This window comes from Salinivibrio proteolyticus, assembly GCF_001996165.1.
In the GTDB taxonomy this organism is placed as follows: domain Bacteria; phylum Pseudomonadota; class Gammaproteobacteria; order Enterobacterales; family Vibrionaceae; genus Salinivibrio; species Salinivibrio proteolyticus.
The window spans coordinates 25,957-43,316 of sequence record NZ_MUFP01000007.1 but is presented as its reverse complement, the minus strand read 5'-3'; the positions used below and the strand labels follow the sequence as shown (position 1 = coordinate 43,316).

The 17,360-nt window shown below is 50.7% G+C and carries 14 protein-coding genes; 9 read left to right on the top strand and 5 right to left on the bottom strand.

What is annotated here, in order from left to right; all coding sequences use genetic code 11:
* Positions 1-10 precede the first annotated feature (10 nt).
* Positions 11-1,954, top strand: coding sequence for a bifunctional diguanylate cyclase/phosphodiesterase (locus BZJ19_RS07065; protein ID WP_077675092.1), 1,944 nt, complete (start codon positions 11-13; stop codon positions 1,952-1,954).
* On the opposite strand, the gene rimI is transcribed toward BZJ19_RS07065, so the two are convergent.
* Genes rimI through BZJ19_RS07050 form a run of 3 tightly spaced genes read right to left on the bottom strand, consistent with a single transcriptional unit; the run spans position 1,930 to position 3,196 of the window.
* Positions 1,930-2,397, bottom strand: a complete 468-nt coding sequence (gene rimI / locus BZJ19_RS07060; RefSeq protein WP_157891166.1) for a ribosomal protein S18-alanine N-acetyltransferase — start codon at positions 2,395-2,397, stop codon at positions 1,930-1,932. The two genes, BZJ19_RS07065 and rimI, sit on opposite strands and share 25 nt — an antisense overlap.
* Positions 2,390-2,782: a DNA polymerase III subunit psi gene (locus tag BZJ19_RS07055; RefSeq protein WP_077675090.1), complete on the bottom strand. Its 393-nt coding sequence runs from the start codon at positions 2,780-2,782 to the stop codon at positions 2,390-2,392. Before BZJ19_RS07055 ends, rimI begins: the two co-directional genes overlap by 8 nt.
* Positions 2,783-2,794: 12 nt before the next feature.
* Positions 2,795-3,196, bottom strand: coding sequence for a hypothetical protein (locus BZJ19_RS07050; RefSeq protein ID WP_077640226.1), 402 nt, complete (start codon positions 3,194-3,196; stop codon positions 2,795-2,797).
* A 341-nt stretch (positions 3,197-3,537) separates the two neighbouring features.
* Here BZJ19_RS07050 and BZJ19_RS07045 point away from each other — a divergent pair, with 341 nt between their 5' ends.
* Complete coding sequence (locus BZJ19_RS07045; protein WP_077675089.1) at positions 3,538-5,607, top strand: putative bifunctional diguanylate cyclase/phosphodiesterase; 2,070 nt, start codon at positions 3,538-3,540, stop codon at positions 5,605-5,607.
* A 43-nt stretch (positions 5,608-5,650) separates the two neighbouring features.
* On the opposite strand, the gene nlpI is transcribed toward BZJ19_RS07045, so the two are convergent.
* A complete protein-coding gene (gene nlpI, locus BZJ19_RS07040) occupies positions 5,651-6,523 on the bottom strand; it encodes a lipoprotein NlpI (protein WP_077675088.1) in 873 nt (290 codons plus the stop codon).
* Between the two features lie 67 nt (positions 6,524-6,590).
* Positions 6,591-8,726: a polyribonucleotide nucleotidyltransferase gene (gene pnp / locus BZJ19_RS07035; RefSeq protein ID WP_077675087.1), complete on the bottom strand. Its 2,136-nt coding sequence runs from the start codon at positions 8,724-8,726 to the stop codon at positions 6,591-6,593.
* 419 nt (positions 8,727-9,145) lie between these two features.
* On the opposite strand from pnp, the gene prfC reads away from it, so the two are divergent.
* The 7 genes from prfC to BZJ19_RS07000 all read left to right on the top strand — a co-directional run bounded on the left by prfC (position 9,146) and on the right by BZJ19_RS07000 (position 17,359).
* On the top strand, positions 9,146-10,735 hold the full coding sequence (gene prfC / locus BZJ19_RS07030; RefSeq protein WP_077663311.1) for a peptide chain release factor 3: 1,590 nt from the start codon (positions 9,146-9,148) through the stop codon (positions 10,733-10,735).
* A gap of 285 nt (positions 10,736-11,020) precedes the next feature.
* Entirely contained in the window at positions 11,021-11,791 is a 771-nt protein-coding gene (locus BZJ19_RS07025; protein ID WP_077675086.1) for a TatD family hydrolase, read from the top strand.
* Positions 11,792-12,000: 209 nt separating this feature from the next.
* On the top strand, positions 12,001-13,287 hold the full coding sequence (locus BZJ19_RS07020; protein WP_069589158.1) for a NupC/NupG family nucleoside CNT transporter: 1,287 nt from the start codon (positions 12,001-12,003) through the stop codon (positions 13,285-13,287).
* Positions 13,288-13,400: 113 nt separating this feature from the next.
* Positions 13,401-13,571 carry a XapX domain-containing protein gene (locus BZJ19_RS07015; protein WP_077640220.1) on the top strand — a complete coding sequence of 57 codons (171 nt, stop codon included), beginning with the start codon at positions 13,401-13,403 and terminating at the stop codon, positions 13,569-13,571.
* 383 nt (positions 13,572-13,954) lie between these two features.
* On the top strand, positions 13,955-14,731 hold the full coding sequence (gene deoC, locus BZJ19_RS07010; protein ID WP_069589160.1) for a deoxyribose-phosphate aldolase: 777 nt from the start codon (positions 13,955-13,957) through the stop codon (positions 14,729-14,731).
* A gap of 64 nt (positions 14,732-14,795) precedes the next feature.
* Entirely contained in the window at positions 14,796-16,127 is a 1,332-nt protein-coding gene (deoA, locus tag BZJ19_RS07005; RefSeq protein ID WP_077675085.1) for a thymidine phosphorylase, read from the top strand.
* 11 nt (positions 16,128-16,138) lie between these two features.
* Complete coding sequence (locus tag BZJ19_RS07000) at positions 16,139-17,359, top strand: phosphopentomutase (RefSeq protein ID WP_077675084.1); 1,221 nt, start codon at positions 16,139-16,141, stop codon at positions 17,357-17,359.
* The last annotated feature ends 1 nt before the right edge of the window (position 17,360 follow it).

The following is a 17,360-nucleotide window of genomic DNA, read 5'->3' as shown; positions in this document are numbered from 1 at the left end:
AAGAGAAAGCATGACATTACATCAACGTGTTGTCCTGTTTGTTGTCGCCGCCGCTTTGCTAACTGCGTTAGCGACGGCGGCGGTCGCTTTTCAGCTCGGCATAACCCAACTGAAAAGTGAACAACAACAACAAGTCAGTTTACTCAGTGCAGCGATAGCCGAGGCATTGCCACCTATTATTGAGCAAAGCGACAACGAGCGGCTCAATCAGCTCGTTGCACATTTTATGGCGGCTCCCCAAGTTAAGTCGGTATCGGTGATGCCGATGCTTTCTGGTCAACGACAGCTTTGGCAGGCGGATGCAAGAGCGATCGCAACGCCTAGTTGGTTTGTGCATTTATCTGGCATTGAGTCAGCGTCGAAAACGGTATCAGTCAGTAATGGCTGGACCCAATTGGCCAGGGTCACGGTGGAGGTCAGCCCACTCCCTGCCGTTGAGGCGCTTTGGAATCGCATGTCGCAACTGGTGACGCTGCTAGCGGCCATGTGTGCGGTGATCCCTTTTGCCGCATCCTTTATGTTTCGGCGCGTGACTATTCCTTTGGCTGAGCTGGACACGCGCTTAAACGCGTTAGGGCGAGGTGATTATCAACCCGCTAAGTCGAGAACGCGCGTTAAGGATCTGCAAGCCTTGTTGCAGGCATTTAACCTCGCGGGTCAGCAGGTAGCTCGGGTCCACAAAAGTCAGCAAGAAGAGCTATCGCGTTTACGCGATAAATTGATGATCGATCCCGTCTCTCGTTTACCGAATCGAGGCTACTTCCAACATCAGTTGCAAAGTTTTATTAAAGACGATGTAAACTGCACCTTATTATTAATTGAGACCGAATGGTTATCCCGCCTGCGCGCGCGTTATGGTTATCAATATCGGGATCAATGCTGGCGGTTGCTGGGTGAAGCCTTGAGTCACGGCGAGTTAGCTGAGCGACACAAACTGGTTGCTCGTCTAAGCCACAATGAAGTTGCCATTCTCCTGACCAGTATTGATGAGGGGGATATTCGTCCTTATCTACAGCGCTTACTGCGTATGATAAACCAAGAGCTGGAAAACATTTCCTTGCCCGCTAATCAAGGTTTCCATATTGGTGTGGCGAAAACCCAAGACGATGATGCGGCCTCGTTATTGGCCAAAGCGGATAACGCCTTGCAGCAAGCGAAGCGACGCAGTGAGGTTTACCATTGGCCTAGCCATGCGAATGCCGATAGTCGAACCCGTGAACAGTGGCGCAATATTTTGCTTGATGCCCTCAATAAAAATCCGCTCACCCTTTATGCTCAGCCAGTGAGACATCGTGATAATCAAACTAACTGGCACCAAGAGGTCTATGCCCATTTGTGGGTGGATGAGGCTTGGTTGTCTGCTGGGCAGCTGCTCAATCGTATTGAAATGTACGCGCTGGGTGAAGAGTTTGACCGTCATGTGCTGACACGCGCCGATCAGTATATTAAAGCACATCCAGAGTCGGACAAACTTGCCATTAACTTGACGGTAGAGAGTGTGAGAAGCACCGCGTTCTATGACTGGTTAGCCAACTACTTATTAAAAACCTACTTGTCAGATAACCTTGCGTTCGAAGTTGCAGAGGAAGCGGTGCAGGTTGACATTGCGGCATGCCAAACCCTGTTTAAGATGATCCGAGAGCATGGGTTTGAAGTGGGGATTGACCATTTTGGCCGTGATATGGACAACGTGAATTATATCCACGATATTGAGCCCGATTATGTCAAACTCGACATTGGCTTTGGACAGCCGTCGAGTGATGTTGATGATGTCTTTATCCGTATGCTGATCAATATTGCCGCGGCGCAAGAGATACGCGTCATTGCCACGGGCATTGAGCAATCTGACCAGCACCAATATTTTCATCAATTGGGCTGCCATGGTTACCAAGGCTATATATTACCACCGGTTCAACTGGACAATCTTTCTCAGTCAGCGTCATTGCCAAGCTGAGCGCGCATAATAAGTGCGTCTTCCGTGGTGCCATCTGGGCAGGGGTAATAGCCTGCTCGGCGGCTTATCAGCTCAAAGCCCTGTTTTTGATACAGCGCCCGTGCGCCACGGTTACTTTGTCGCACTTCCAACCACAAGGTGTTCGCGCCTGCAGCAACGAGTGTCTTTTTTAGCAAGATGAGCAGCTGATGACCGATGCCTTTACCTTGAAAAGGGCGGTCAACGGCAATATTTAAAAGCTCTGCTTCGCCAGCGACGCAACGCGTGTAAAAGTAACCGATGATCTGATCCTCTTGGCTGACTAACGCATAGTGGTGATCGAAGCGTCCCTGAGCCGGTGTAAGCTGTGTCTTGGACCAAGGTGCGATATGCACGGATTGTTCAATACGTACGATATCGCTCAGGTGCTTATCGTCGATGGGCTGAAGCGTGTAATCAGTCATACTGGCAGATCTGCCGCCATAAATCGCGTTTTGCCGCAGGGTTATCATGCATCTGTGCCAAGGGGAGAGAGCGGAGTGTGTGCACACCGTCAATCACGACTTCCGGCTCGCCAATATACCAACACCAGACCAAGTGGTGATCGCCGAGTGCTGCGAGTGCAGCGTGTGGCAGTTGCCTCGCCATATCAGCCTCAAGCTTCATGCTTTTTAAGATATTGCCCAATAGCCACGCATCTTGCTCGCTGAGAGGATCGTCGCAAACCAGCAATAGCTGGCAGTTTTCGGGAAGTTGGATAACTTCCTGTTCACGGCCGTAAAGCTCAGGATGGCGGAGTTGCCAGACGGATAAACCCATGGCTTGTAAACGTTGTATGTCGGTCAGCATATCGAGTGCTCGTTAAACGGTGGCGGCAGCGAGTTGCTTGTACCACCAATGCTTGTCGGTCGAAATCGGCGCAAATTCGGCATTTGCCGCTTGAGGGCTCGGCGCAATTTTAAGCTGACAATAGCCAAGTTCAAACAAGACGGATTCTGCCTCATCCAAAAGGGGAGCAATCAATTCAGGGTCGGGGCTAAACCAAACCGCGATAAGTTGCGCATTATCCTCGGATTGTGCATCCACGACGGCAATGTGTCCCAGCGTGCTACCCATATCATCCGTGGCGACCAATGACAGCGTGATCAGCCCTTGCTCTCGCCATTGTTGCAACTGATCAGCTTGCTGAGGGTTAGCGAGTGTATCTCGCCACCATTGATCGAGGCGAACCAGATCGGCGGGCGCTTCTGAGCGGATTAACATAGCGAAAGGCCTAGATGACAAATGATGCGGTCAGGATAACGGATTCCCGATCCGGTGCAAGCACTGTACGAACAAGGTTTCAGTATATCGACGCTCAGAGTCTGTATCGTTAAGCAATAAATTGCGCACTTTCGCTGCAAACTCAACACCAATGACTGATTTTGAGCACCTTATCTATTTTTACAGATTGATGTGCGGTATATAGTGTTAAAAGCTTGAACGCTACAGCAGCTCCACATAGAGTGCTACTGACAAGCTAATAAAAAGTGTCTAACATGTGAGACGAATTTTCGCCACGACACGTTGGTCGGCACCTGTACCGAGGAAGATGTGAGCCATCCATGCCAATTTCGCAGTTAACCGATTGGTTTTACCGCTTAACCGACAGCAGTCCGTTTCTTTTTGCCATTCTCGATAGTGACGATTGTTACCTCTATGCCAATCAGCGATATGCGGATTTAACAGGGGTCTCATTGGATGCCTTGGCGGGGGCGAACGACCGGCAAACGCTCGGGGAACAGTTTTATGCTGCTGTAAAGCCGCATTACGAGTCAGCGCGGCGAGGGAAAAGCACTGAAGGAGAAGTGGTGGTGTCTGATGGCTATCACAGTACCAGCTTTCATTTTAGTGTCGCCCCGCTTAATGAGCATCGAGACAGTAAAGGGCTGCCTTATGTAGTCATTCATGCTGCTGACACATCAGAGCGGCAGGTGCTTGCGAGTGCGCTTGAAGAAGCCGAAGAAAAATTTTACCGCTTGAGTGAATTGATTGATGACGGCTGCTGTTTGGTAGAAGATGAGCTGATCCTTTCTGCAAATCCCATGGCAGTGGAACGCCTCGGTGTTGACAGCACAGACGCCTTATTGGGCGAGTCGCTATCGACCTTCCTGCGTCCCGCAGATTCTAATCAATCTCTCGTCGCCATGCTTTCACAGCCTGCTGGCAATCAAAGCACCTCGTGTGTGCTTGCCAACACGGGTGCATCCATCGAGGTGTCTTGTGCACCTATTCACATCTTAGGTAAAAACGCGCATATGGTGCGTTTGCATGCACAGGCTGTCGTGGCTGAGCCTCAGCCAGCGGCGATGAGCCATTCGGCGTACACGGATGCGTTAACTGGGTTGTATAACCGTCATGGCTTTAGTCGTGAGTTGGATAGTTTGATAGCCAGCGATACACCGTTAGCCATGCTGTACCTTGACGTAGATAACTTTAAAAATATCAATGACTCATTAGGTCACCATATTGGCGATCGGGTATTACAAGATATCGCCCAACGCTTACGTCGTTTACTGTCACCAGACACCATTGTGGGTCATCTGGGGGGCGACGAATTTGCAATTATTCTGCCAAAACCGGCGACCGATGATGCGCCTGATCAGCTGGCGGAAAAAGTGGTCTCTGTGATCAGTCAGCCGTTTGAGCTGCACCATTTTAGTAAGTACTTGGCATGTTCTGTCGGGTTGGTGCGCTATCCAGAAGATGGCAAAGATGCACGCAGTTTACTGCAAAATGCCGATACTGCCATGTATGAGGCGAAAGAGCGCGGCCGAAACCGCGTAGTCGCCTATGACGACCAAATGAGCAAAGAAGCTCGGATGCGGCTTTGGCTTGAGATTGAACTGCAAAAAGCATTACAAAATAATGGTCTAGAGGTGTGGTATCAGCCAAAAGTCAACGCGAGCGATTACCGCGTCAACGGGGCGGAAGCCCTGGTGCGTTGGAAGCATCCAGTCGAAGGATATATCAGTCCTGCGCGATTTATTCCGGTCGCAGAGCGGTGTGGCTTGATTGAGCAACTGGGCCGCAATGTAATGCGAGAGGTGTTTCAAAATGTGCGTCGTTGGCGTCTTCATGATGTTTTGCCCGGCCGCGTCGCTATCAACCTTTCTCCGGAGCAGTTTCGTAATCCTAAACTGACCGAGCATATGGAAAAGCTGCTGCGCGCAACCGGCGCAAATCCCGAAGATATCACGTTTGAGCTTACAGAAAGTGCGGTGATGAACGACGATACCCATGCCATGCAAATGCTCAATGCAATCAAAGAGCTGGGTTTTGCTTTGTCTATCGATGATTTCGGAACCGGATATTCCTCGTTATCCTACTTAGCGCGTTTTCCGCTGGATGAATTGAAAATCGATCGCGCGTTTATTCACGATATGGATGCGTTGAGTAAGCAAGTGACCTTGGTGGAAAGCATTATCAACCTTGGGCGGGCCATGGCGATGACGGTGGTAGCAGAAGGGGTAGAAACGCGCCAGCAAGCGTCGGTGCTGACCAATTTAAACTGTGACACCATTCAGGGATATTTTTTTCACTCGCCCATGCCGCGGCGAGAATTTGAAAAGCTATTACAAAAAAGTAAGCCCCGTAAGCAGCCACCCCAGACAGTGCCAGCCCCGACAGACTAATCAGATTCAATAACCGCCTCTACAAGGCGGTTATTGGTTTGCGCTATTCGTCGTTTTGCTGAGATTGGTGATAGGCAATACGATTGAGCTCCAGTAGGGCATAGCGGTGTTCGACAAAGGCATACACGTTGCCAGACATGGCCAACTTATACAGTGCAACCGCTTTGTCTTGATTGCCAAGATGTTGATAGTGCTTGGCCAGATAAAAATAGGCCTCGCATAAACGCTCCGCCAGCACTTGGTTATCGCTCGCCTGAGTGGCCAACTGTTCCAGCAATTCCCGCTCGCTCACCTTGCCCAAAAACATCCACGCCAGTTGCCATCCCCAATCCAGTTGGTCGCTGTTTTCTATCCGCTCGGCTAAATGTGTTTTGGCTGCGTCATCGCCTTGCCAATCGCGTTCCACCAAGTATAGCCAAATCACACGATACGGATCGTCCACGTCGTCTTGGTAATGGGTGAGAAGATCCTGATAGGCGAGGCGGTAGCGTCCACCATAGTAAAGCGCGATACCACGATTACGCTCGGCATACGTGTGTGTGTTATCTAGCTCTAAGGTAGAGTCAAACGCTTCATATGCGGCATCGTAGTGACCGGTTTGGGTGAAATAGACGCCTAAAATATTAAACACATCGGGTTGATCCGGCTTTAATGAGAGTGACTGATTAAAATCGAGCCGTGCCAGATCGCGCATTCCGAGGCTGTCGTGCAGCAAACCGCGCTCATAGTGGAGTTGGGCGCGCGCATCGTCGCTCAGATCGTCGCGAGCGAGTAGTTGGTCAATACGGGCAAGATGCACTTCCTGTTGCAACGTGGGTTGCAATGGCACGGCCATGGGCGGGAAAGTCCACTGACTGGTGCAGCCTGTGAGTAGTAAAAGGCCTGCAATGACCAGCGACTTCAAAAAAACGGTCATGACGGTGCGTCTCCATATAAAAAAAGGGGGCCACGGCCCCCTTTATAGCATGAATTACAATCAGACTCTAAGCGTCAGTTGCAGGTGCGTCATCGGCAGGTGCAGCGTCAGTGGCTGCCTTATCCGAAGCTGCTTCTTTCATGCTTAGACGGATACGACCTTGGCGGTCGATCTCTAGCACTTTCACTTCAACTTCTTGGCCGATTTCGAGGAAGTCAGAGACTTTCTCAACACGCTGATCCGCAATTTGTGAGATGTGTACCAGACCATCTTTACCACCGATCACAGACACGAACGCACCGAAATCAACGATACGCTGGACTTTACCCGTGTAGATGCGGCCCACTTCCACTTCAGCGGTTAAAGCTTCGATACGAGAAATCGCATCTTGTGCCGCCGCGCCGTCAGTTGCAGCAATTTTCAYCGTACCGTCGTCATCGATTTCGATTGTGGTGCCGGTTTCTTCGGTTAGCTGACGGATCACTGCGCCACCTTTACCGATCACATCACGGATCTTATCTGGGTTGATGCTGATGGTATGAATACGTGGAGCAAACTCAGAGATATCATCACGTGCTGAACCAATCGCTTGATCCATCACATCCAAGATATGCAGACGCGCACCTTTTGCTTGGTTCAGGGCGATTTGCATGATCTCTTTGGTGATACCTTCGATTTTGATGTCCATCTGCAGTGCAGTCACACCGTCATCGGTACCCGCGACTTTAAAGTCCATGTCGCCAAGGTGGTCTTCATCACCGAGGATGTCAGAAAGTACGACAAAATCGTCCCCTTCTTTAACCAGACCCATCGCGATACCCGCGACTGATTTTTTCACCGGTACACCGGCGTCCATCAGTGCCAGAGAGGTACCACATACCGACGCCATTGACGATGAGCCGTTTGACTCAGTGATCTCAGAGACCACACGGACGGTGTATGGGAATTCGTCTTGGCTTGGCATTACCGCAGCAATACCACGTTTTGCAAGACGGCCATGGCCGATTTCACGACGCTTTGGTGAACCGACAAAACCGGTTTCACCGACACAGTATGGAGGGAAGTTGTAGTGCAGCATGAAGCTGTCCTGACGCTCACCCATGATTGAGTCGATGATCTGTGCATCACGTTGGGTACCCAGTGTTGCGGTTACCAGCGCCTGCGTTTCACCACGCGTAAACAACGCGCTGCCGTGTGTGCGAGGTAGCACACCGGTACGTACGTCTAGCGCACGAACCATGTCTTTTTCGCGGCCATCGATACGTGGCTCGCCAGCAATGATGCGGCTACGCACGACTTTTTTCTCTAGGTCGCCAAGCATATCGAGGATTTCACGCTCGTCGAGGGTCTCGTCTTGCTCAAGCAGAGCGGCAACCACCTCTTGCTTGACGTTACCGACTTGCTCATAACGCGCCATTTTTTCAGTGATTTGGTACGCTTGTGCGAGTGGGCCTTGCGCCATTTCTGCAACACGCGCTTGCAGGGCAGCATTCACTTCTGGTGCTTGCCAATCCCACGCTGGGGTGCCAACTTCCGCGGCGAACTCTTTGATAGCGTTGATAGCGACTTGTTGTTGGTCATGACCAAACATCACCGCTTGCAGCATTTGTTCTTCGCTTAGGCGATCGGCTTCAGATTCAACCATCAGCACCGCGCCTTCAGTACCGGCTACCACAAGGTCAAGACGGCTGTTGTCCAGCTCTGCTTCGCTTGGGTTCAATACCAGCTCATCGTTGATATAACCAACACGTGCCGCACCGATTGGGCCATTGAATGGGATACCAGAAATCGCTAGTGCCGCAGAGGTACCTAGCATGGCAACCACATCTGGGCTAACAGCTGGGTTTACCGATACTACGGTCGCAATCACTTGAACTTCGTTTTTGAACGAGTCAGGGAAAAGCGGACGAATAGGGCGGTCAATCAAACGTGCTGTCAGGGTTTCTGACTCTGAAGGACGACCTTCACGCTTGAAGAAACCACCTGGGATTTTACCTGCTGCGTAAGTACGCTCTTGGTAGTTCACGGTCAGTGGGAAGAAGCCTTGGCCTTCTGCCGCTTCTTTTTTACCGACGACAGAGACGAATACCGAGGTATCGTCCATGCTTGCCATTACCGCACCGGTGGCTTGGCGTGCCATCACACCGGTTTCCAACGTCACGGTATGGTTGCCGTATTGGAATGTTTTTACGATTGGATTCACAGAATGTTTCCTTGTTGCTGAGGAGATAAATCATCCGATTTATCGAGCTAAATGTAAGCTTTCAGCTGTTCACCATCGCGACTAATGGCAACACACTGCGGGCTTGTCCCGCAGGAGGACGTGCAATGTGTTGTCAATAGCCGCGACCGGATGGTCGACTTCGTTGACTGTGTCACAACTGAAAGTGGCGCTAATTATACACGTGCTTCACCAATAACGACACCACGCTGCGTGCAATTGGCAACATTTGTGATGTGTTTGGCAAGCAATCTTGACCCTAACGAACACAGATAACAGTGCCAAGTCAGATTTGTGAATTGAAGCTGGCTACAAGATCAGCGAAAATACGTTCCCTTTGTGATTAACCCCCTCAGTTGGCGCCTGATTGCCGCCTGAATAAATCAAGAAGATAACTTGCTATGTCTAATACACCGCTGCAACAGGAAGTTGATAAACGACGCACCTTTGCGATTATCTCGCACCCGGATGCGGGTAAAACCACGATTACTGAAAAAGTCCTGCTATTCGGACGTGCGATCCAAACCGCCGGGACGGTCAAAGGACGCGGCTCTAACCACCATGCAAAATCTGACTGGATGGATATGGAGAAAGAGCGGGGGATCTCCGTGACCACGTCGGTGATGCAGTTCCCGTACAATGACTGTTTGGTCAACCTGCTTGATACCCCAGGGCACGAGGATTTCTCGGAAGATACCTATCGAACCCTCACCGCGGTTGACTCCTGTTTGATGGTGATTGACGCAGCAAAAGGTGTTGAGGATCGTACTCGCAAGTTGATGGAAGTTACGCGTTTGCGCGATACCCCGATCATTACCTTTATGAACAAATTGGACCGTGATATTCGCGATCCGATGGAGCTACTGGATGAAGTAGAAAGTGAGCTCAATATTGCCTGTGCGCCAGTGTCATGGCCAATTGGTTGTGGTAAAGGGTTTAAAGGGGTGTATCACATTCATCGCGATGAAAGCATTTTGTATCAGTCTGGCCAAGGTCACACCATTCAAGAAACTCGCATCATTAAAGGGTTGGATAACCCTGAATTGGATGAGGCAATTGGTGCAGATATTGCGCAAGACTTGCGTGATGAGCTCGAACTGGTCATGGGCGCGTCGCACGAATTTGATCGCGATCTGTTTCTCAGTGGCGACTTAACACCGGTCTTTTTTGGTACGGCATTGGGTAACTTTGGTGTCGATCATATGTTGGATGGGTTGACGGCTTGGGCGCCGAAACCACTCTCTCGTCCGACGCCAGATCGTGTCGTTAATGCCGATGAAGAAAAATTCACCGGCTTCGTCTTTAAGATTCAGGCCAACATGGATCCCCGTCACCGTGACCGAATTGCCTTTGTTCGAGTGGTATCCGGTAAGTACCAGCAAGGTATGAAGTTAAAGCATGTGCGCTTGGGCAAACAGATTAATATCTCTGACGCCGTGACCTTTATGGCGGGTGATCGTGCGCGTGCCGAAGATGCTTACGCCGGCGATATTATTGGTTTGCACAATCATGGCACTATCCAGATTGGGGACACCTTTACACAAGGCGAAGATCTGAAGTTTTCGGGGATCCCTAACTTTGCGCCTGAACTGTTTCGCCGCATTCGCTTGCGTGATCCTTTGCGTCAAAAACAGCTGCTTAAAGGTCTGGTCCAACTATCGGAAGAAGGTGCGGTACAGGTCTTCCGTCCGCTACAATCGAATGATCTTATCGTTGGTGCGGTTGGTGTGCTGCAGTTTGATGTGGTGGTGGCACGCTTGAAAGCGGAATACAACGTTGATGCGATTTATGAGTCGATTAACGTGGCGACGGCACGTTGGGTCGAATGTGAGGATGAGAAAAAACTCGACGACTTCCAGCGTAAAAACCAAGCCAACCTAGCGCTGGATGGTGGTGACAATCTTACCTATATCGCACCGACCATGGTCAACCTCAACCTGACCCAAGAGCGCTTCCCGGACATTCAATTACGGGCAACGCGTGAGCACTAAGTAAGCGGGTTGATGCCAAAGGCATCGCACTCATGCGGGGGAGCAGGCTCGTTCCCTGCGGGTGAGGCTCCCTGCGGATAAGGGGCAAACCTTCTATAATGCCGTCTGTATAGGGACGGCATTTTACTCTCAAGAGAACAGCGATGAAGATAGCTTTGGCAATCAAAAGGTGGGTAGCGCGTTATGATGCATGGTGCCAACGCATGGGGCTCACTCCTGAGAACCGACGCAGTTGCGTGCCGGTGAAACGCGAATCACATACTCAGATAAATCGCACTGACAAGCATGATTGATACCCATTGCCATTTTGATTTTCCTCCGTTTAACCAAGCGCCCGCGCAATATTGGCAAGCAGCACGTGAGGTGGGCGTTACGCGGATGATAGTGCCCAGCGTGAGTGAACAAAACTGGCAGGCGGTGTTAGCGTTGACGGAGCGCTTTGCTGGCATCTATGCCGGGCTTGGGCTGCATCCTTGTTTTGTCGACACGCACACCGACTCGAGCCTTGCCGCATTAGAAGACGCGCTGGTGTCACGGCCGCTATCTTGCGTGGCGGTTGGCGAAGCCGGCTTGGACTATTTTGTCGCGAATACCGCTGAGATGAAGCAGCGCCAGCACGCTTTGCTAGAAGGGCAGTTATGGCTGGCTCGCCGTTATGACTTACCCATTATTTTGCACAGCCGCCAATCTCATAACCAATTATTGCGTGTGATTAAAGCGTATCCGGGGATTCGCGGCGTGCTTCATGCCTTTAGTGGTAGCGCACAGCAAGGCAAGCAGTTTATCGATGCGGGTTTGATGTTGGGCGTGGGCGGAACCATTACCTATCCGCGCGCCAATAAGACCCGTCAAGCGATTCAACATTTACCCCTTTCACACCTGTTACTAGAAACCGATGCGCCGGATATGCCTTTGGCAGGATTTCAAGGAAAAGCCAATACCCCAGCACAGGTTTCTCGGGTGGCAGACGTACTCTGTGAGTTAAAAGACTGTGATAAAGATCGTCTATTGACTGAAACATCAGGCAATGCTGAGCGATTGTTTGGTCTTAAATAAGCCGCTATCGTCTAAAGCCAAACGTTTGCACTCGTATAAGCTCACAAAAGTAGATCAAAGTCATACTTATTGATGCATTGCAGAATAGTTTTACAGCGAACTGTGATTGGAATATTACTTTAATGTGACTTGCATGCGTATAATCCCTCCCGGAAACCAAATTCCACTTTGTCGAGACGCCAATTTTTATTTTTGAGGATGCCAAAACTATGAGCCTGCTGATGAGCGTGGTAGGGATGATGGTGCTGCTGGGGATTGCAGTCCTTCTCTCCGATAACCGCAAAGCGATTAACCTCCGTACCGTGGGTGGCGCATTCGCTATCCAACTCTTTTTCGGTGCCTTCGTACTGTATGTCGACGTGGGTCGTGACATCTTGTACGGTGCATCACAATACGTTGCCAACGTCATCGCCTATGGTGATGAAGGGATCAGCTTTATCTTCGGTGGGCTGGTTTCTGGCAAAATGTTTGAACTGTTCGGCGGCGGCGGTTTCGTCTTCGCGCTAAAAGTTCTGCCTGTTATTGTCTTCTTCTCATCACTGATCAGCGTACTTTACTACCTAGGTATCATGCAGGTTGTGATCAACGTACTGGGTGGTGGCCTACAAAAAGCACTGGGTACATCACGTGCCGAGTCCATGTCAGCAACCGCTAACATCTTTGTGGGTCAAACTGAAGCGCCATTGGTGATTCGTCCATTCGTACCGCGTATGACCCAATCTGAGCTGTTCGCCGTCATGTGTGGTGGTCTTGCCTCTGTTGCTGGTGGTGTGCTGGCCGGTTATGCATCAATGGGCGTGCCACTTGAGTACCTCATCGCGGCATCCTTTATGGCGGCACCGGGTGGTCTTCTGTTTGCGAAAATCATCAAGCCTGAAACGGAAGAGCCTGTCGAGCAAATGGCAGATGCAACTGCTGAAGGTGTTGATAAGCCAGCGAACGTGATTGACGCGGCCGCAGCGGGTGCATCATCAGGTATGCAACTGGCGCTAAACGTGGGCGCGATGCTACTGGCATTTATCGGCTTGATTGCACTGATTAACGGCATGCTAGGCGGCATCGGTGGCTGGTTCGGTTATCCAGACATCACGCTTGAGCTAATCCTAGGTTATGTCTTCGCTCCACTTGCCTTCTTGATTGGTGTGCCATGGGAAGAAGCCATCGTTGCCGGTTCTTTCATCGGCCAGAAACTGGTTGTGAACGAATTCGTCGCTTACTTGAACTTCACCCAATACCTAGGTGAAAACGGTCAGTTAGTCGCGCAAACAGGTGCACTGATGACGCAGAAAACACAAGCGATCATTTCATTCGCATTGTGTGGCTTTGCAAACTTGTCATCGGTAGCCATCCTGCTGGGTGGTCTGGGTGGCCTTGCGCCAAACCGTCGTCCAGACATTGCACGCTTTGGTATGAAAGCCGTAGCGGCAGGTACGCTATCTAACCTAATGTCTGCAACCATTGCTGGTCTGTTCCTGACCTTGACCATGATGGGTTAATTTCCCCCAACCATGTGTCATCAAAAACGCCACACAGGAGACTGTGTGGCGTTTTTATTGGTGATGACCATACTTAGTTAGTGCGATATCTATCAATAAAATAAGGTAATACTATGCAGGAAGTCTTACTGGCGCTTGTGGCGGGTTTTTTGGTCGGGGTGTTATTCAGTGCGATTAAACTCCCTATCCCCGCGCCACCGGTTTTATCAGGAATAATGGGGATTGTCGGTGTCTATTTGGGAGGCATTGGTTACCAGTGGGTGGTGGAGCGTTTCTTTTCTTAATCGGCTAAATGTTCACCATCTTTGCGATTGGTGCTGGTGGGCAACAGTGTGTGTTTCAACAGAAACGGTAAAATCTAGTTTTGCTTGGATGGCGTTGGTAAAATAAGTGAACACCGTCATAGTTTGAGGGTGCCACAATCCCTTATTTTCCTCTTATGGTTAGCAACAAGGTGTGGCTAGCCCCAATCTAGAACGTCCAACGGCGGAACACGCAAACACATCACGTTTGCACGCGGCAACAAGGATGGTTGGTTGAAGGCGGCGAGATGTCCAGCCTCAAACTTCAAGGAGCCAAGTCCGCTGAACGGCAACCTGCTAATAGGTTGTTTACACAGTGGCCAACCCATAACTGTTTGGCAAAAGAATGAGGACTGGAGATACCCATGAACGAATTACAAACCGCAGCCCTACGCGCACTGAAATTAATGGATCTGACCACACTGAATGATGATGACACGGATGAAAAAGTGATCGCTTTGTGTCAGAACGCGAAATCACCAGTCGGTAACACGGCTGCGATCTGCATCTATCCACGTTTCATTCCGGTGGCAAAAAAAGCGCTGCGTGAGCAAGGCACCCCCGAGGTGCGTATCGCTACCGTCACCAACTTCCCTCACGGCAACGATGATATTGATATTGCCGTGGCTGAAACCAAGGCGGCCGTGGCCTATGGCGCCGATGAAGTTGACGTTGTTTTCCCATATCGCGCATTGATGGCGGGGAACGAAGAGATCGGTTTTGAACTGGTCAAACAATGTAAAGCTGCCTGTGGCGATCAAGCGCTGCTAAAAGTCATCATCGAAAGCGGTGAACTGAAAACAGACGCGCTTATCAAGCGTGCGTCTGAAATCTCAATTGATGCGGGCGCTGACTTTATAAAAACCTCGACCGGTAAAGTGGCGGTAAATGCCACGCCAGAAGCAGCAGAAATTATGCTGAACGTGATTAAAGACAAAGGTGTCGCGGATAAAGTGGGCTTTAAGCCAGCTGGTGGTGTACGCACTGCTGAGGATGCGCAGCAATACCTAGCGATGGCGGATCGTATCTTGGGCGAGAGCTGGGCAGACAGCCGCCACTATCGCTTTGGCGCCTCAAGCTTGTTAGCGAACTTATTACATACGCTGGGTGAGGGTGAAAAAGCGGCGCAAGGCGGCTACTAATCCTTAGTGATGAGATTCGTAGGGCAAGTGACTGCTTGCCCTGTCTTGCCGGTAAGGAGGATGTATGATCTTACCTCAGGARATTATTCGTAAGAAACGTGACAACATCGCGTTAAGCAAACAAGAAATCTATACCTTTATTCAAGGGGTGGCCGACGAGTCGGTCTCAGAGGGGCAAATTGCTGCCTTTGCAATGGCGATTTACTTCAACGACATGACCATGGATGAGCGTGTTGCTCTGACGTGTGCAATGCGCGACTCGGGAATGACCATCGATTGGTCACATATGAATTTTGATGGTCCCGTGGTGGATAAACATTCGACCGGTGGTGTCGGTGATGTGACCTCATTAATGCTTGGCCCTATGGTAGCAGCATGTGGCGGTTATGTTCCCATGATTTCCGGCCGAGGTTTAGGACACACGGGGGGAACGCTAGATAAACTAGAATCGATTCCCGGCTATAACATTATGCCGAGTAACCAAGTGTTTGGTGATGTTACTCGCGATGCCGGCGTTGCGATTATCGGTCAAACCGGGTCTTTGGCGCCCGCGGATAAACGCGTTTATGCGACTCGCGATGTCACGGCAACCGTGGACAACATTTCTCTGATCACTGCGTCTATCTTGTCGAAAAAACTGGCGGCAGGGTTAGATGCATTGGTGATGGATGTCAAAGTGGGGTCGGGGGCATTTATGCCCACGTATGAAGACTCCGAGGCGCTTGCTAAATCGATTGTGGCGGTTGCCAATGGTGCAGGTACGAAAACGAGCGCTTTGTTAACCGACATGAACCAAGTGTTGGCATCCTCTGCCGGCAATGCGCTAGAAGTCAAAGAAGCGGTTGATTTTCTGACCGGTCGATACCGCAATCCACGCTTGTACAATGTCACTATGGCACTGTGTGCGGATATGCTGGTGATTAGCGGGCTTGCAGCCGATGTGAACAGCGCAAAACAGAAACTTGATGAAGCACTAGACAGTGGCCGTGCGGCTGAGTGCTTTGCCAAAATGGTGGCTGGACTGGGTGGTCCGCGTGACTTTGTTGAGTCGCCGGAGCGCTATCTTTCTGCCGCCGCTATCATTAAACCAGTCTACGCGACGGATTCAGGTATTGTCAGTGCCATGGATACCCGAGCATTGGGCATGGCTATGGTAGAAATAGGTGGCGGCCGTCGGGTTGCTAGCGATAAAATTGATTATGCCGTTGGGCTGAACGAAATGATTCGTCTGGGGCAACACGTGGACGGGCAAACTCCGCTCGCCATGCTCCATGCTCAAACTGAAGAGCAATGGCAACAAGCGGCGAATGCGGTACGAGCCGCAGTGAAAGTGGCTGATACGGCGCCCAGTGCGACGCCAGACGTTTACCGTCGCATCAGCCTAGAAGACGTCTAACGGAGGCGATCATGAAACGCGCAATAATATTAGTTTTAGATTCATTTGGTATTGGTGCCACTGAAGACGCAGTTAAATTCGGTGACCAAGGTGCTAATACCTTGGGCCACATTGCTCAAGCGTGTGCCAAAGGCGAAGCGGATAATGCCGACCGCAGCGGCCCGCTATCATTGCCAAACCTCACTAAATTAGGTCTGGGTAAGGCATGTGAGGAATCATCTGGCTACTTCCCTGAAGGGCTAGATGCCAACGCGGAGATCATCGGTGCCTATGCGCACGCGAAAGAGTTGTCATCTGGCAAAGACACCCCGTCTGGTCACTGGGAAATTGCCGGTGTGCCCGTACTATTTGACTGGGGTTACTTCACTGACCAGACCAATAGTTTCCCGCAAGCGTTGCTGGATCGTATTGTCGAGCGTGCCAAGCTGCCAGGCTATTTGGGTAACTGTCATGCATCAGGTACTCAGGTGCTGGACGATTTGGGCGAAGAGCACATGAAAACCGGTAAGCCGATTTTCTACACCTCTGCAGATTCTGTATTCCAAATCGCATGCCACGAGGAAACCTACGGCCTCGAGAACCTATACGAGCTGTGCCAAATCGTGCGTGAAGAGCTGGAAGACTACAACATTGGTCGTGTGATTGCGCGTCCATTTGTGGGCCCAGGAAAAGGCCAATTTGAGCGTACGGGTAACCGTCGTGATTTGTCAGTTGAGCCACCATCGGCCACGGTATTGCAAAAAATCGTGGATGAGAAAGGCGGTGACGTGATTTCGATTGGTAAGATTGCCGACATCTACGCCCATTGCGGGATCACCAAAAAGATCAAAGCGACTGGCCTTGAAGCGTTGTTTGACGCGACCAAAGACGCGATCAAAGACGCGGGTGATAACAGCTTAGTCTTTACCAACTTTGTTGATTTTGACTCTGCTTATGGTCACCGCCGCAATGTGGCTGGTTACGCCGCGGCCTTGGAATACTTCGATGCGCGTTTGCCAGAAATCATGGCCATGCTGGAAGAAGATGATGTCTTGATCCTCACTGCCGACCACGGCTGTGATCCGACTTGGCCGGGCACTGACCATACTCGTGAGCACATTCCTGCTCTGGTTTATGGCAGCAAGGTACCTGCGGGATCATTAGGTCGCCGTGAAACCTTTGCCGATATCGGCCAATCGCTGGCGACTTACTTTGGCACGTCGCCGATGGACTATGGACAATCCTTCCTGTAAG

Bases quoted from the DNA above. Each gene is read 5' to 3' on its own strand.
- BZJ19_RS07065 (WP_077675092.1), top strand. From the start codon at position 11: ATGACATTACATCAACGTGTTGTCCTGTTTGTTGTCGCCGCCGCTTTG.
- rimI (WP_157891166.1), bottom strand. From the start codon at position 2,397: ATGACTGATTACACGCTTCAGCCCATCGACGATAAGCACCTGAGCGAT.
- BZJ19_RS07055 (WP_077675090.1), bottom strand. From the start codon at position 2,782: ATGCTGACCGACATACAACGTTTACAAGCCATGGGTTTATCCGTCTGG.
- BZJ19_RS07050 (WP_077640226.1), bottom strand. From the start codon at position 3,196: ATGTTAATCCGCTCAGAAGCGCCCGCCGATCTGGTTCGCCTCGATCAA.
- BZJ19_RS07045 (WP_077675089.1), top strand. From the start codon at position 3,538: ATGCCAATTTCGCAGTTAACCGATTGGTTTTACCGCTTAACCGACAGC.
- nlpI (WP_077675088.1), bottom strand. From the start codon at position 6,523: ATGACCGTTTTTTTGAAGTCGCTGGTCATTGCAGGCCTTTTACTACTC.
- prfC (WP_077663311.1), top strand. From the start codon at position 9,146: ATGTCTAATACACCGCTGCAACAGGAAGTTGATAAACGACGCACCTTT.
- BZJ19_RS07025 (WP_077675086.1), top strand. From the start codon at position 11,021: ATGATTGATACCCATTGCCATTTTGATTTTCCTCCGTTTAACCAAGCG.
- BZJ19_RS07020 (WP_069589158.1), top strand. From the start codon at position 12,001: ATGAGCCTGCTGATGAGCGTGGTAGGGATGATGGTGCTGCTGGGGATT.
- BZJ19_RS07015 (WP_077640220.1), top strand. From the start codon at position 13,401: ATGCAGGAAGTCTTACTGGCGCTTGTGGCGGGTTTTTTGGTCGGGGTG.
- deoC (WP_069589160.1), top strand. From the start codon at position 13,955: ATGAACGAATTACAAACCGCAGCCCTACGCGCACTGAAATTAATGGAT.
- BZJ19_RS07000 (WP_077675084.1), top strand. From the start codon at position 16,139: ATGAAACGCGCAATAATATTAGTTTTAGATTCATTTGGTATTGGTGCC.